General features: G+C 73.2%; 14 protein-coding genes and 1 tRNA gene. 8 read left to right on the top strand and 7 right to left on the bottom strand.

The window, feature by feature from the left end; genetic code table 11:
* Window positions 1-105: 105 nt before the first annotated feature.
* The 3 genes from I6G21_RS01025 to I6G21_RS01015 all read right to left on the bottom strand — a co-directional run bounded on the left by I6G21_RS01025 (window position 106) and on the right by I6G21_RS01015 (window position 1,882).
* Window positions 106-837, bottom strand: a complete 732-nt coding sequence (locus I6G21_RS01025; protein ID WP_129357372.1) for a CpaB family protein — start codon at window positions 835-837, stop codon at window positions 106-108.
* Between the two features lie 115 nt (window positions 838-952).
* Window positions 953-1,165 (bottom strand): FmdB family zinc ribbon protein, encoded by a 213-nt coding sequence (locus I6G21_RS01020; protein WP_058730852.1) that lies wholly within the window; start codon window positions 1,163-1,165, stop codon window positions 953-955.
* Between the two features lie 60 nt (window positions 1,166-1,225).
* Window positions 1,226-1,882: a 5-formyltetrahydrofolate cyclo-ligase gene (locus I6G21_RS01015; protein WP_165869953.1), complete on the bottom strand. Its 657-nt coding sequence runs from the start codon at window positions 1,880-1,882 to the stop codon at window positions 1,226-1,228.
* A gap of 132 nt (window positions 1,883-2,014) precedes the next feature.
* Between I6G21_RS01015 and galU the strand changes: the two genes are divergently transcribed.
* From galU to I6G21_RS00995, 4 genes are all read left to right on the top strand, one after another.
* On the top strand, window positions 2,015-2,929 hold the full coding sequence (gene galU, locus I6G21_RS01010) for a UTP--glucose-1-phosphate uridylyltransferase GalU (protein WP_058730850.1): 915 nt from the start codon (window positions 2,015-2,017) through the stop codon (window positions 2,927-2,929).
* Window positions 2,930-3,035: 106 nt separating this feature from the next.
* A complete protein-coding gene (locus I6G21_RS01005) occupies window positions 3,036-4,034 on the top strand; it encodes a hypothetical protein (RefSeq protein WP_129357374.1) in 999 nt (332 codons plus the stop codon).
* Between the two features lie 25 nt (window positions 4,035-4,059).
* Complete coding sequence (locus I6G21_RS01000; RefSeq protein ID WP_129357375.1) at window positions 4,060-5,610, top strand: CYTH and CHAD domain-containing protein; 1,551 nt, start codon at window positions 4,060-4,062, stop codon at window positions 5,608-5,610.
* Between the two features lie 381 nt (window positions 5,611-5,991).
* Complete coding sequence (locus I6G21_RS00995) at window positions 5,992-6,450, top strand: SNARE-associated domain-containing protein (protein ID WP_129357376.1); 459 nt, start codon at window positions 5,992-5,994, stop codon at window positions 6,448-6,450.
* 88 nt (window positions 6,451-6,538) lie between these two features.
* Here I6G21_RS00995 and I6G21_RS00990 read toward each other — a convergent pair.
* Window positions 6,539-6,611, bottom strand: a tRNA-Ala gene (locus I6G21_RS00990).
* 89 nt (window positions 6,612-6,700) lie between these two features.
* Here I6G21_RS00990 and I6G21_RS10770 point away from each other — a divergent pair.
* Complete coding sequence (locus I6G21_RS10770) at window positions 6,701-7,681, top strand: LysR substrate-binding domain-containing protein (protein WP_129357377.1); 981 nt, start codon at window positions 6,701-6,703, stop codon at window positions 7,679-7,681.
* Here the strand turns inward: I6G21_RS10770 and I6G21_RS00980 are convergent.
* Window positions 7,575-8,699: a mechanosensitive ion channel family protein gene (locus I6G21_RS00980; RefSeq protein WP_129357378.1), complete on the bottom strand. Its 1,125-nt coding sequence runs from the start codon at window positions 8,697-8,699 to the stop codon at window positions 7,575-7,577. The genes I6G21_RS10770 and I6G21_RS00980 overlap by 107 nt on opposite strands.
* Before the next feature lie 201 nt (window positions 8,700-8,900).
* Here I6G21_RS00980 and I6G21_RS00975 point away from each other — a divergent pair, with 201 nt between their 5' ends.
* The 3 genes from I6G21_RS00975 to I6G21_RS00965 are packed head-to-tail and all read left to right on the top strand — an operon-like array spanning window position 8,901 to window position 11,651.
* A complete protein-coding gene (locus I6G21_RS00975; RefSeq protein ID WP_224799845.1) occupies window positions 8,901-9,332 on the top strand; it encodes an NUDIX hydrolase in 432 nt (143 codons plus the stop codon).
* A 17-nt stretch (window positions 9,333-9,349) separates the two neighbouring features.
* Window positions 9,350-10,384, top strand: a complete 1,035-nt coding sequence (locus tag I6G21_RS00970; protein ID WP_058730845.1) for an ABC transporter substrate-binding protein — start codon at window positions 9,350-9,352, stop codon at window positions 10,382-10,384.
* A gap of 43 nt (window positions 10,385-10,427) precedes the next feature.
* Window positions 10,428-11,651: a pyridoxal phosphate-dependent aminotransferase gene (locus I6G21_RS00965; RefSeq protein WP_061225782.1), complete on the top strand. Its 1,224-nt coding sequence runs from the start codon at window positions 10,428-10,430 to the stop codon at window positions 11,649-11,651.
* Between the two features lie 20 nt (window positions 11,652-11,671).
* Here the strand turns inward: I6G21_RS00965 and I6G21_RS00960 are convergent, their stop codons facing one another.
* Window positions 11,672-11,923 (bottom strand): exodeoxyribonuclease VII small subunit, encoded by a 252-nt coding sequence (locus I6G21_RS00960; RefSeq protein ID WP_055684515.1) that lies wholly within the window; start codon window positions 11,921-11,923, stop codon window positions 11,672-11,674.
* Window positions 11,920-13,428, bottom strand: coding sequence for an exodeoxyribonuclease VII large subunit (gene xseA, locus I6G21_RS00955; protein WP_129357379.1), 1,509 nt, complete (start codon window positions 13,426-13,428; stop codon window positions 11,920-11,922). The genes I6G21_RS00960 and xseA overlap by 4 nt, the downstream gene beginning before the upstream one ends.
* Window positions 13,429-13,502 lie beyond the last annotated feature (74 nt).

Below are 13,502 nucleotides of genomic sequence, written 5' to 3'. Positions count from 1 at the left end.
GGGTGACCCCTGCGACGCCCGACGGGCAGGGCGCCGCGGCGTCTCTCTGCTTTCCGGTGCCCCTCGGGCCGGTGCTCCGTCGTCTCGGTCTTGGACGGCGCGCGCTCAGGGCGCCTCGGCGGAGGTCTCCGGGGCTTCCGGACTCGGCTCGTCCGCGGCACCCATGACCACCGTGGCCTCGCCGCTGAGCCCGGCCAGGCGCCGGGCATCCTGCGGGGTGACGGCCACGAGCGCGAGTCGCGATGCCGGGTCCTCGCCGCCGCCGAGCCCGCCGGCTGATTCGGCCGCGCCGCGCGGAGCCCACAGAAGCGTTCCCGAGACCTCCACTCCGGCGCCCTCGGCGCTCGCGCCGATGACCGTGACGGGACCGCCGACGCGCAGCAGGGACAGGGCCTGGGGATCTCTGGCCCGCACCGACGTCGCCACCAGATCCTCGGGCAGGTGCTCGGCCAGATCGGGACCGAGCACCATCCCGGAGGCCAGCTGCTGGCCGGAGCGCACCGGCACGGCGAGTGCGGCGCCCTCCAGCTCCTCCCGCAGGCCCCGCGCATCCGGGGCATCCGCGGACTCGGCGAAGCCCCCGGCGGCGTCCACGATCCGCAGGTCCTCGGCGGTGAGCACGTGCCCCACCGGCCGATCCCCGGCGGCCACCAGCACCTGCGCACCGCCCTCGGCTGCGGGGCCGCGCGGCAGCAGCAGGGTGCTCAGCGCCCCGGCGATCAGCAGGAGCACCCCGAGGGTGCGGGCCCGGCGGGTGATGCGGGAGCGCCAGCGGATGCCCCAGGGCACGACCCGGGCGCGGGAGGAGGTTCGGCGCGGCAGACTCAGCGGTGACATGCCCCCAGCCTGGCCCACCGGGCCCGCCGATCCGGCGTCGCGGGCGCGGGGACACGGGGCGGCTGTGGAGCGGGAACGGGGTGCTGCCTCCCGGTCCCCAGGTCCGGCGGCCCGGTCAGTCCTGCGAGGAGCCGGAGGACGAGGAGGAGCCGCGGGAGTCGGTGCTGTAGAAGCCGCTGCCGCGGAAGGTGACCCCGACGGTGCCGAACTTCTTGCGCAGGGTCTGCTCACCGCAGGCGGGGCACCGGGTCAGGGCCTCGTCATCGAAGGACTGGCGGATGTCGAAGGCGTGGTGGCAGCTCTTGCATTCGTAGGCGTAGACGGGCACGGGAACGGGACTCCTGACGAGGCGATCAGCGGTGACACGGCGCGGTGGCCGCGCACGATTCTAGTCCGCCGGCACCCACCCGCGATCCGTGCGGCGCAGCAGGCCGCGCTCGGTGCACACCAGCGGCACCGCGACGTCGTGCGGCCCCGCGGGCACGGCCCCGGCCGGCAGCAGCTCGTCGTGGAACACGACGCCGATCTCCAGGGCCTGCGCATCGCGGGCCCGGGCGGCGGCCAGGGCCGCGTCGTAGAAGCCCCCGCCCCAACCCAGGCGCACGCCCCGCCCATCCACGGCCAGGGCGGGGATCAGGCGCACGTCGGCCGCCGCGAAGGCCTCCGGGCCGAGCCGCTGCCCCACCGGCTCGGCCACCCCGAACGCCGAGGTGCGCACCGGCGTCTGCGGCTCCCACCGCACCCAGTCCAGGCGCCGTCCCGGCAGGCTCACCGGGGCGATCACCCGGTGCCCGGCCGCGTGGGCGCCCGCCAGGGCGGGCAGCAGGGGAGGCTCGGTGTCGGTGGGCAGATACGCCGCGATCAGCGCCCCGTCGGGCAGGCGGCGCAGCAGCGCCTCCAGGTGTTCGGCCCAGCGCAGGCCCAGCTCTCGGCGTCGCACCGCGGCATCCGGACCGGCTCCGCGCCGCCGACGCCGGCGCACCAGCTCCGCGCGCAGGTCCTGCTTGGCCCGGGCCAGCTGCGCCTCGGGGCCGCTCGGTGCCATCGGGTCCTCCATCCTCGGTCGGGGCCGGTCCGGGAGCGGAACCGGAACGGGGGCGGGCAGGCACAGCGGATGCTGGCCGGGCGCCCAGGTCATCCACGGGTTCGCGCGGGTGGACTCGGCTAAGGTAACGATATGACCGAAAATACTTCACCGAAGCCCGTGACCAAGGCCGTCATCCCGGCGGCCGGTCTGGGCACGCGATTCCTGCCGGCCACCAAGGCCAGCCCCAAGGAGATGCTGCCGGTCGTGGATCGTCCGGCCATCCAGTACGTCGTGCAGGAGGCGGTCTCCGCTGGGCTGGACGACATCCTCATGATCACCGGGCGCTCCAAGCGCGCCCTGGAGGACCACTTCGACCGCGTCCCGGACCTGGAGGCCTCCCTGAAGGAGTCCGGCAAGGACGACCTGCTGGCCTCCGTTCAGCAGGCCACCGCCCTGGGCGAGCTGCACTACCTGCGCCAGGGGGACCCCAAGGGCCTGGGCCACGCGGTGCTGCGGGCCAAGACCCACGTGGGCGATCACCCCTTCGCCGTGCTGCTCGGCGATGACCTCATCGATGAGAAGGAGGATCTGCTGACGCGGATGATCGCGGCCCAGCAGAAGACCGGCGGCAGCGTCGTCGCCCTCATGGAGGTCCCCCGCGAGCAGATCAGCGCCTACGGTGCGGCCGCCGTGGAGCCCGTAGAGGGTGAGGAGTACGTGCGGGTCACCGGCCTGGTGGAGAAGCCCTCCCCGGAGGAGGCGCCGTCCAACCTCGCGGTGATCGGCCGCTACGTGCTGCACCCGCGGATCTTCGAGGTCCTGGAGCAGACCCCTCCCGGGCGCGGCGGGGAGATCCAGCTGACCGACGCGATGCAGACCCTCGGCCAGGCCGAGGGGGAGGGCGCCGGGATGTACGGCGTCGTGTTCAAGGGCCGCCGCTTCGACACCGGAGACAAGCTCTCCTACCTCAAGGCCAACGTCATCCTCGCCTCCGAGCGCGAGGACCTCGGGCCCGGGCTGCGCTCCTGGCTCAAGGACTTCGTGGCCGAGCTGCCCCAGGATTGAAGGCTCAGGGCCGCCGTCGCACGCCGACGGCGGCCCTCGTCCTCTCCGGGAGCGACTGCTGTGGACGAGCGCGAAACCGCGCGCCGCAGGCGGTAGACTCCCGGATGTGTCATCCTCCGTGTTCTCCGCCTCCGGCGTGCTGCTGGTCCTGGCCGTCGCCCTGCTCCTGAAGTGGGCCTACGGCTTCGACCGCCGACGGCGTCCCGACGTCGTCGCGCAGGTGCTCGCCCGGGACGTGCTCGAGGAGAGACCGGACCCCGCCTTCCCCCGGGACCCCGTGCTACTGCGTCAAAGGAACGACATGATCAGTACCCCGCCCCCCGCCCCAGAAGGCGCCGTGCTCACGCCTGAGGCCGACGAGGCCGAGCAGCCCCGTCGCGACGGCGTCACCGTGCCGCGGCGGACCCGTTCCGCCGCCTCCTCCGCCCCCGCGACCGGCTCCGGGCTGCGCCGCGGGCGCGTCGGGGTCGCCCTGGGTGCCCTGGCCTGCCTGGCCCTCGGCCTGATCGGCCTGGTCCTCGCGCCGTTCACCGCCCTGACCTGGCCGCTGCCGGCGTTCCTGCTGATCCTCGGCATCGGGTGCCTGGCGGGGTTGCGCTGGCTCGCGCTGACCGAGCGGACCAGGACCACCGTGCGCACCCGCCCGGTGCGCGAGGTCGAGGATCTGCCGACCGGCACCGCCTCCGACGCCGGGGCCTCGCGTCCGTCCGCGCGTACCGCGGCCGAGCCCTTCGACCTGCAGTCCGGTGAGGCCCGAAGCGCCGCGCCCGCCGAGGCGACCCGGGAGACCGCTTCCGGTCCGACGCCCTCCGGCGCCGCGGCCTCGTCCGCCGAGGACGCCCGCGCGCAGCGGGAGATGCTGCGGGAGCAGGCCCGCCGCGTCGCCGCCGGCCACGGGGACTTCGTGCCTCGCGATGCCACCTGGGAGCCGGTCGCGGTGCCGCGGCCGACCTACATGGACGCCCCTGAGGCTCAGCGGCCCGCTCCGGCGCCGCTGAGCCAGCCCGCCGCCCCGCGCAGCACCACCCGCAGCCTCGCCGAGGCCGAGGCCAAGGGCCGCGGCGCCCTGGACCTGGACGATGTGCTGACCCGTCGCCGCGCCTGAGACCCCAGGAGTTGAGCCCTCAGCCATGAGCACCTCGCACGTGGAGATCGAACGCAAGTACGAAGCACCCGCCGAGGCGCACCCGGACTGGTCCGCCCTGAAGCGGCTGCGCCCGGGAACCACCGCGGTGGACGAGCTGGACGCGACCTACTACGACACCGCCGCGCGGGATCTCGCCGCCGCGAGCACCGTGCTGCGCCGTCGCCGGGGTGGCCCGGACGAGGGCTGGCACGTCAAGTTCACCCTGGACGGGCGCCGCCACGAGATCCACGTGCCGCTGCTCAAGGACCGCACGAGCATGCCCGCAGCGGCCCGGGACCTGGTCAGCGCCCTGACCCTGGGCCGGAAGCTGGAGCCGATCGCGCACCTGGCCACCCGCCGCACCCGCACCGCGGTGCTGGACGAGGACGGGCGGGAGGTGGCCGAGTTCGCCGACGACGTCGTGCGCTCCGTGGATCACCGCACCGGGCAGGAGCGCACCTGGCGGGAGTGGGAGGTCGAGCTGACCGATCCCGAGCTCTCGGAGAAGCGCCAGGAGAAGATCTTCAAGCGGGTGCGCAAGATCCTGAAGGAGGCCGGAGCGAGCAGGTCCACCGCGGTCGCCAAGATCGCCCGCGCGCTCGGTCAGGACGCGGCCTTCGACGAGAAGGCGGGGATCGCCTCCGCTCCGGAGCCGTCGGAGTCGGAGCCGGAGGAGCAGCAGCTCACCGGCGGCCAGCGGCTCGTGGCGGAGCTGGCCGGCCCGGTGCTCGCGGATCTGCGGATCCTCGACGTCGCGGTGCGCGCGGGCGTGGAGGACTCGGTGCACCAGATGCGCATCCGCCTGCGCACCATGCGCTCGATCCTGCGGGCCCTGCGCGGCGGCCTGGACCCGGAGTTCGACGAGACCGTCTCGCAGGGGCTGAAGGAGGCCGGCGAGGCGCTGGGCGCGGCCCGGGACCTGGAGGTCGTCGGGGAGGTGCTGATGCGCGCGGAGCAGTGGGCGGAGCTGACCCGCAAGGCCCGCCGCCAGCTGAGCCAGCTGCTCGAGGAGGACCGGGAGGCCGCTCTGCGCGGCGGGTACGCGGTCCTGGACTCCGAGGGCTACCGCGACGTGCTGGCCGCCCTGGAGTCCCTGGTGCGCCGCCCGCAGCTGTGCGGGTGGGCGGAGGACCTCTCTGCCAAGAAGCTGGGGACCCACATGATGGAGACCCTGGATGAGCGCTACCGCAAGCGCATCGAGCCGGCCCGCCGCGCCGTGGAGGAGGCCGAGCCCGAGGAAGCCGCGGAGAGCCTGCACGAGGTCCGCAAGGCGGCCAAGGGCCTGCGCTACGTCATCGAATCCCTGGACGAGGCGGACCTGATCCGCAAGAAGCAGCGCGAGGACGCCGGGGAGGCCCGCGAGGAGGCGAAGTCCGTGCAGTCCGAGGTCGGGCGCCTCCTGGACCTGCGCGCCGCGGTGCAGTGGCTGGATCGGGCGGCCCGGGTGATGCGCCGCCGAGGGCTGGACCGCTACGGTGCGGGCCTGCTGGCCGGGGAGCTGCGCACCGCGCTGTCCTGGAAGCTGGCCGAGGGATTCTCCAGCCTGACCCGCTGACCCACCGGCCCGCGATCCGCTGATCTGCCGCCCCGACGCCGCCCGGCGTCGGAGCGGCTCCCGTTCGATGCCGGCGCGGTGGGCGGGAGAGGGGGCCGGGCAGACGAATGGCCCCGGGGCGAACCCCGGGGCCATTCTGCATCACACACAGGAAGAAGGTCTTCACTCACATGGAGGCTGCCGCCTGCGCTTCATCCGGCGAGCTTCCCAGCTGACCGTCCCCGCAGGTGCCTCCCGGCTATTTGGTAATGAAAACATATCCTAATCCCGGGCGGGGCGCCACCCCGACGGACGGATTCCCCGGAATTTCTTGCTGACGCAGCGTCGGCAAAACCGTCGATTCGGCGTCGAGTCAGGTCAGGCTGGGCTAAGGTGGAGCGCATGCAGGAGTGGATCGAAGGGCTGCACTGGGGGCTGGCCATCCTCTTCTTCTGGGCCGTCGGGATCCTGCGCACCAGCATCGTGTACGCCCTCGGCCGGGGTGCGGCCGCCGGAGGACGGCGCGTGCACCGGGTCCGCGCGGCGCTGCGCACGCCCCTGTACCGCCGGGCCGCGGCCTTCGTGAATCGGTGGGGAGCGCTGGCCGTGCCGGTCTGCTTCGTGACGGTCGGCTTCCAGACCGCCGTCATCCTGACCACCGGCATCACCCGCATGCCCCTGACGCGGTGGATCCCCGCGATGCTGCTGGGCACCCTGATCTGGGGCTGCATCTACGGCACCGTCGGGATGGCCGTGGTCTGGGCCTGGCTGGAGCGGCCGTGGGTGCTCGGCCTCGCCGCGGCGCTCGCGCTGATCCTGGTGCTGCTCGTGCGCCTGCGCGCCCGCCGTCTGCGCGGCTGACCGGGCCGGGCTGACCGAGATGGGAGGCGCGGGAACGGCGGAAGGCCGCGGACCCGCCGTGCTGGCGGATCCGCGGCCTTCCTGGCAGTGGAGCTAAGGGGAATCGAACCCCTGACCTTTTCATTGCGAACGAAACGCTCTACCAACTGAGCTATAGCCCCGTGCGGCAACCACCCCATCGTATGGCCTGTGTCCGCGCGCGTCAAAACCGGAGGCCGGTCACCGGACGGGCGCCTGCTAGGTTGTCCCCATGTCCCACCAGCCGCCCCACCCGCTGCCCGGCGACGCCGCTCCGGAGCACCCCACCGCCGACGTCGAGGCCGTCTGCGTCGAGGCCTCCGACGTCCATGGCACCGATGACGAGCCCGGCACCAGCGCGTCGGCGCACCGACCCACCGTGCGGCCCGCCACCGGGGGCCTGAGCGTCGCCTTCGTCCCCGGAATCATGCCGAGCAAGTGGTTCGGGCGGTGGCAGGAGCGCTTCGGCGCCCGGATCCCGCTGGACCCCGTGCCCCTGGAAGAGGATGGGGATCCGCTGGCGGTGCTCCAGCGTCGAGAGGCTCACGCCGCGCTCCTGCGCCCCGAGGCCGCCCCGGGCAGCCGGGACCGGGACCGCTGGCACGCCGTGCCGCTGTACCGGGAGCGGCCCGTCGTCGTGCTGCCGGCCGACCACGTGCTGACCCTCCTGGATGAGGTGCCCGTGGCCGAGCTGGCCTCCGAGCGGCTGCTCCAGGACCTGGCCGAGGTCCCCGCGTGGGCGCGGCTGCGCGCCGAGCACCTTCAGGCCGCGGGGCAGATCGAGCGGGAGCTCCCGGCGATGCGGCACACGGGCGACGCCGTCGAGCTGGTCGCGGCGGGGCTGGGGCTGCTCGTGGTGCCGATGTCCCTGGCGCGGCTTCACCACCGGAAGGATCTGGTGCACCGCCCCGTCCCGGACCTGCCCGAGACCGAGGTGCACCTGGTGTGGCCGCGTCTGCCGGAACCGCAGGCCTCCGGTGAGCAGGCGGCCGCGGAGGAGGCCGTGATCCAGGAGTTCGTGGGCATCACCCGGGGCCGCCGGGCGGGAAGCTCCCGGGGCGAGGCCGCGCAGGAGCGGCCCGCACCAGCGGGGAAACGGGGCCGGGTCAGCGGCGACCGGACTTCTGCCGGTTCCCGGCGGACCCGCTCCCCGTCGAGTGCCCCCCACCGCGGGAGGAAGACCCCACGGAGGGGTCGGAGGTCTCCGCGCTGACCGCCGCGGCCGTGCCGGCCGAGGTCGCCCCCTGCGCGCCCTGTGCCGCCTGCTCCGGGGTGATCCGGGCGAAGCTGGAGGTCTGGTGGATGATCGACTGGTTGGCCAGCGGCATCCGGTACCCCTCCCGGTCCAGGGCCCGCTTGATCTGGGCGCGCAGCACCCGGGCCACCGCCCACTGCTGCAGCGGCGCCGTCTTCACCGCCAGGCGCAGCGTCAGGGACTCGCCGCTCATCTGCTCCACGCCCCACACCTCCGGGTCATCCAGGATGGACTTGCCCTCCTCCGTCGTCTCCCGCACCCGCCGGGCCGTCTCCAGCAGCAGCTCGGTCACGGCATCCAGGTCGCTGTTGTAGGCCACCGGGATGTCCAGCACGGTCCGAGCCCAGCCCTGGGACTGGTTGCCCACCCGCACCACGGCCCCGTTGCGCACGTGCCACAGGGTGCCCTCGACGTCGCGCACCTGCGTGACCCGCAGCCCCACGGACTCCACGGTGCCGCTGGCCTCCCCGAGGTCCACCACGTCGCCGATGCCCAGCTGATCCTCCGCAACCATGGACACCCCCGCCAGGTAGTCCTTGACCAGGGACTGCGCGCCGAAGGACAGGGCCACACCGGCGATACCGGCGGAGGCGATGACCGGGGCGATGTTGAATCCCAGCTCGGAGATGATCATCAGCACCGCGATCGTCCAGATGGTGATCGTGGCGACCGAGCGCAGCACGGACCCGACCGTCTTGGCCCGCTGGTACTGGCGCTCGTTGGACAGCCCCGTGTCCTCGACCCAGCGCAGCCCCTTCTCCGTGCGCCGGGAGATGATGCGGGCCTTGGTGCCCCGGGCCACCCCGTCGGTGACCTTGCGGATGAGGAAGCGGGCCAGGATGTTCGCCACACCCGCGATCAGCAGGATCAGCACGATCCGCAGCGGGGCGTCCAGCCAGAAGGAGGGGGTGGAGACCTCGTCCCACACGGAGGCGGCGGTGACGGCGTTCAGCAGAGGCGCGCTGGTGGTGCTCATGCACGCGATCCTATCCGCGCCGCCTGCGCCGCCGCTCAGCGCCGCCTGGACGCCCGGTGGACCTTCCGGCGTCGGGGTGGCACCGGGTGCCAGGCCGTGGCGCCACCCGGGTGCCGGGCCGCGGCGGATGGACGGAGTGGGGCCTGGCCGGAGGGATCGGACCCCGGCGATCGTCGACGGCGATTCTCTAGACTGGAGGGCATGGCACTTGTGATGGACACGCGACCGGCCGCCTACGTGGTGATCATCGAGCAGGGCAGGATGCTGCTCACGCACTGGACCGGCGAGCGCCACCCGGAGCGGGCCGCGTGGACCCTGCCGGGCGGGGGCATGGAGGTCGGGGAGACCGCCGAGCAGGCCGCGATCCGCGAGGCCTACGAGGAATCCGGGTACCGGGTGGCCCTGGACGGGCTGCTCGGGGTGGACAGCAAGTACTACGAGGAGGGCCACGCCCGCACCTTCCACGCCCTGCGCATCCTCTACCGCGGGTACATCGTGGGCGGCTCCGAGGGCGTGACCGCGCACGATGACTCCACCGACGGGGTCCGGTGGGTGCCGCTGGAGGAGCTGCCTTCCCTGCGCAAGGTCTCCCTCGTGGAGGTCGCCGCCCGCTACTACGGCCTGAAGCACTGAAGCAGGGGACGAAGACCATGAGCTCCGTGTCCCGCCGGATCGTGCGCCTGCTCTGCCTCGCCGGGGCCCTGCTGCTCCTGCTCACCGGGTGCGGCGGCACCGACGAGATCACCCCGGACCCTTCCGCCTCGGCCTTCGGCACCGTGCGCATCGGGCGGGGCACCAGCGCCGAGACCGGCGTCATCGCGGAGATCTACGCCCGCACCCTGCGCGATGCCGGCTACACCGTGGAGGTCGTGGACGGCGGGACCCGGCAGGAGTACCTCAGCGCCATGGCCGAGGGCGGGGACCAGGCGCCCCTGATCACCCCCGACTACACCGGGGCCCTGCTGCTGCACCTGACCGACGACGGCGCCCGCAACCCCAGCGTGACCGAGGCCCCCACCCCGAGCGTCTCCGCGGCGGCGTCGGGGGCGGCCTCGGCCTCGGGGGGACCCACCCCGACCCCGACCGGGCTGAACGTGCAGGGAATGTCCCCGGGGGACATCTCCTCCACCGTGGATCGGGTCCTGCCGCGGCAGCTGAGCACCCTGGATCCCGCCTCCGCGGAGAACCGCGACGCCCTCGTGGTCACCCGCGCGACCGCCGCGAAGTACGAGCTGTCCAGCATCTCGGACCTGGCCGCGCACTGCGGGAAGCTGCGCTTCGGCACCCCGCCGGGGTTCGCGGAGCGCTCCTACGGCACGGCCGGGCTGCGCCGTCTCTACGACTGCTCCCCGGGACGTTACGTGGAGCAGTCCGATCCCTCCCGGCTGGTCGATGAGCTGGCCGATGCCACCGTGGACGTGGCGGACATCCCCACGGCGTCGGCCGCGATCGGACAGAACGGGTTCGTGGTCCTGGAGGACCCCCAGGCCGACTTCATCGCCCAGCAGGTGGTGCCCGTGGTGCGCGCGGACACCCTGCCCTCCTCCGCCGTGGACGCCCTGAACACCGTGTCAGGGAAGCTCAGCACCTCGGACCTGACGTTCCTGGATCAGCTGATGAGCGGGCCGGATGCGGTCTCCGCGCAGGATGCCGCCGCGTTCTGGGTCCAGGAGGGCACCGACTGAGCCGGGTCCGGTTCTGAGACCGGATCGGTATACGCTGGATCACATGGCTCAATTCCGGCAGTCCCACAAGCTCCATGACGTCCTCTACGACATCCGCGGCCCGGTGCTGGAGGAGGCCGAGCGGATGGAGGCCCAGGGGCATCGGATCCTGCGGCTGAACATCGGCAACCCCGCGCCCTTCGGCTTCGAAGCCCCGGACGCGGTGATGATGGACATGATCCGGCACCTGCCGCACGCCCAGGGCTACTCGGACTCTCGGGGCATCTACTCCGCGCGCACCGCCGTCGTGCAGTACTACCAGACCCAGGGCATCCTGGATCTGCAGCCGGACGAGGTGTTCCTGGGCAACGGGGTCTCGGAGATGATCACCCTGTCCCTGCAGGCCTTCTGCGATCCCGGGGACGAGATCCTCGTGCCCGCCCCGGACTACCCGCTGTGGACGGCCTCCGTCGCCCTGTCCGGCGGCACCCCGGTGCACTACCTGTGCGACGAGGCCGACGGGTGGAACCCCGACATCGAGGACCTGCGGGCCAAGATCACCCCGCGCACCAAGGGCATCGTCGTGATCAACCCCAACAACCCCACCGGGGCGGTGTACTCCCGCCAGACCCTGCAGGCCATCGTGGACCTGGCCCGCGAGCACGAACTCGTGCTGTTCTCCGATGAGATCTACGAGAAGATCACCTACGACGGCGCCGAGATGGTCCACACCGCGGTGCTGGCCGAGGACGACGTGCTGTGCCTGACCTTCTCCGGGCTGTCCAAGGCCTACCGGGTGGCCGGGTACCGGGCCGGGTGGCTGGCCGTCACCGGGCCGCTGTGGAAGGCGCGGGACTATCTGGAGGGCATCAAGCTGCTGGCCAACATGCGCATGTGCGCCAACGTCCCGGCCCAGCACGCGATCCAGACCGCCTTGGGCGGCTACCAGTCCATCAACGACCTCATCCTGCCCGGCGGGCGGCTGAAGGAGCAGCGCGACCTGGCCCACCGCAAGCTCAACGCGATCGACGGGGTGAGCTGCCGGCAGGCCGACGGCGCCCTGTACCTGTTCCCCAAGCTGGACGTGGAGCGCTTCGGGATCGTCGACGACGAGCGTTTCGCACTGGACCTGCTCAAGGAGCAGAAGATCCTCATCAGCCACGGCACGGCCTTCAACTGGGTGGCCCCGGACCACTTCCGCCTGGTGACCCTCCCGGACGTCTCCACCCTGGACACAGCCCTGGACCGGCTGGGGGAGTTCCTGGACGGCTACCACCAGGAGGGCTGAGCCGGGGCGCGTGCGGGGCTTCAGTCCCGGGCGGCGTCGGCCCGGCGGGCCTTGGCGGCGTCCAGGCGCTCGCGGGCCCCGTCCAGCCACTGCTCGCAGCGCTGGGCCAGGGCCTCCCCGCGCTCCCACAGGCGCAGGGACTCCTCCAGGCTCGATGCCCCGGACTCCAGCCGGGAGACGATGCCCATCAGCTCCTCGCGGGCCTGTTCGTAGCTCAGCCGCTCCACGGGGGCGAAGCCCTCGGCGTCCTGCTGCTGTTGCTGGTCGGTCATGATCGGTGCTCCTCGTTCTCGGATGCTGATTCGGGTGATGGGTTCTGGTCCGCGGCGGGATCCGCCGCCTCGGGAGGCTCCGGGGTCTCTCGGTCTTCGACGGCGCCTCCGGCGTCGGCGGCTGGCTCGCCGGGCGCTGGCTTCTCGGGGACCGGTTCCTCGGGCGCTGGGGGTTCGGCGCCTGCGGGGTGCACCGCGGTGACCGCGGCGTCGAAGGCGCCGGCGGCCACGCGCACCCGCACCTCGGCCCCGGCGGCCAGGGTGTCGGCGTCGCGGATCACCGCGCCACCCTCGGTCTGGACCACGGCGTAGCCGCGGTCCAGGGTGCGCTGCGGGGACAGGGCCACCACGCGCGAACGCAGCGCCTCGATGCGCTCCCGATGCCGATCCACCGCGATCTCCACAGCCCGCAGGGCCCGGGACCGGGCGGCGTCGGTCTCCTCCTCGCGCGCCAGGAGCATGGTCTCCGGGCGGGAGAGCACGGGCCGGGAGCGGAACTGCGCCAGGCCGGCGGACTCCCGATCCAGGAACAGCTCCACGGCCCGGCGGATCCCGGACCGGGCCTGCCCGATGCGCAGATGCTCCTCCTCCACGTCCGGGACCACCCGCTTGCCGGCGTCCGTGGGCGTCGAGGCCCGCACATCGGCCACGTGATCCAGCAGCGGCTGGTCCGCCTCGTGCCCGATGGCCGAGACCACGGGGGTTCCGGCCGCGGCCACCGCCCGGATCAGCTCCTCCTCGCTGAAGGGCAGCAGGTCCTCCAGGGCGCCGCCGCCGCGGGCGATGACGATGACGTCCACCTCCGGGTCCGCGTCCAGCTCGGCCAGGGCCGCCCCGACCTGGCGCACCGCGTGCACCCCCTGGACGGCGACCTCCCGGACGGCGAACTCCACGGCCGGCCAGCGCAGCCGGGCGTTGCGGATGACGTCCTTCTCCGCATCCGAATCCCGCCCGGTGATCAGCCCGACCCGGTGGGGCAGCACGGGCAGGCGGCGCTTGCGTTCGGGACGGAACAGGCCCTCGGCGTCGAGCTTGCGGCGCAGCCGCTCGATGCGCTCGAGCATGTCTCCCAGGCCCACCTGGCGGATGCCGGAGCCGATCATGGACAGCCGCCCGGTCTTCTGCCAGAAGTCCGGGCTGACCCGCACCACCACCCGCATGCCGCGCTCCAGATCCGCACCCAGGCGGGCGGTCTCCTGGGCGAACAGCGTCACCGGCACCGAGACCTCCTCGCTGAGATCCCGCAGGGTCAGGTAGGTGACCCGGGCGCGGCGGTTCAGCTCGATGATCTGCCCCTCGACCCAGGTGGGAGCGCACCGGGCGATGTACTCGTGCATCTTCCGGGACAGCACGTGCAGGGGCCAGGGGTTCTCCGGGGTGGTCTGGCTGGCGCGGGCCGGCGGAGGGGCGGACCCCTGGGCCCCGGCGGGGTCCGCACCGGCGCGGCGCGGCGCGGCCGCGCTCTGGTGCCCGGCGGCCGCGGAGGGATCGGAGGTGGAGGTCATGGGTCCATCCCTACCAGGTGCGACTGACAGATCGGGACTCGCCGGGCCCCTGTGCGCCGCCTCGGCCGCTCCCG

This window comes from Rothia kristinae (genome assembly GCF_016028855.1).
GTDB classification, from domain to species: Bacteria; Actinomycetota; Actinomycetes; order Actinomycetales; family Micrococcaceae; genus Rothia; species Rothia kristinae.
The sequence above is the reverse complement of the archived record's forward strand: the minus strand, read 5'-3'. Positions and strand labels throughout refer to the sequence as shown.

Bases quoted from the DNA above. Each gene is read 5' to 3' on its own strand.
- I6G21_RS00980 (WP_129357378.1), bottom strand. From the start codon at position 8,699: ATGAGCACCACCAGCGCGCCTCTGCTGAACGCCGTCACCGCCGCCTCC.
- I6G21_RS10770 (WP_129357377.1), top strand. From the start codon at position 6,701: ATGTCCCACCAGCCGCCCCACCCGCTGCCCGGCGACGCCGCTCCGGAG.
- I6G21_RS00995 (WP_129357376.1), top strand. From the start codon at position 5,992: ATGCAGGAGTGGATCGAAGGGCTGCACTGGGGGCTGGCCATCCTCTTC.
- I6G21_RS01025 (WP_129357372.1), bottom strand. From the start codon at position 837: ATGTCACCGCTGAGTCTGCCGCGCCGAACCTCCTCCCGCGCCCGGGTC.
- I6G21_RS00960 (WP_055684515.1), bottom strand. From the start codon at position 11,923: ATGACCGACCAGCAACAGCAGCAGGACGCCGAGGGCTTCGCCCCCGTG.
- galU (WP_058730850.1), top strand. From the start codon at position 2,015: ATGACCGAAAATACTTCACCGAAGCCCGTGACCAAGGCCGTCATCCCG.
- I6G21_RS00965 (WP_061225782.1), top strand. From the start codon at position 10,428: ATGGCTCAATTCCGGCAGTCCCACAAGCTCCATGACGTCCTCTACGAC.
- I6G21_RS00975 (WP_224799845.1), top strand. From the start codon at position 8,901: ATGGCACTTGTGATGGACACGCGACCGGCCGCCTACGTGGTGATCATC.
- I6G21_RS00970 (WP_058730845.1), top strand. From the start codon at position 9,350: ATGAGCTCCGTGTCCCGCCGGATCGTGCGCCTGCTCTGCCTCGCCGGG.
- xseA (WP_129357379.1), bottom strand. From the start codon at position 13,428: ATGACCTCCACCTCCGATCCCTCCGCGGCCGCCGGGCACCAGAGCGCG.
- I6G21_RS01000 (WP_129357375.1), top strand. From the start codon at position 4,060: ATGAGCACCTCGCACGTGGAGATCGAACGCAAGTACGAAGCACCCGCC.
- I6G21_RS01015 (WP_165869953.1), bottom strand. From the start codon at position 1,882: ATGGCACCGAGCGGCCCCGAGGCGCAGCTGGCCCGGGCCAAGCAGGAC.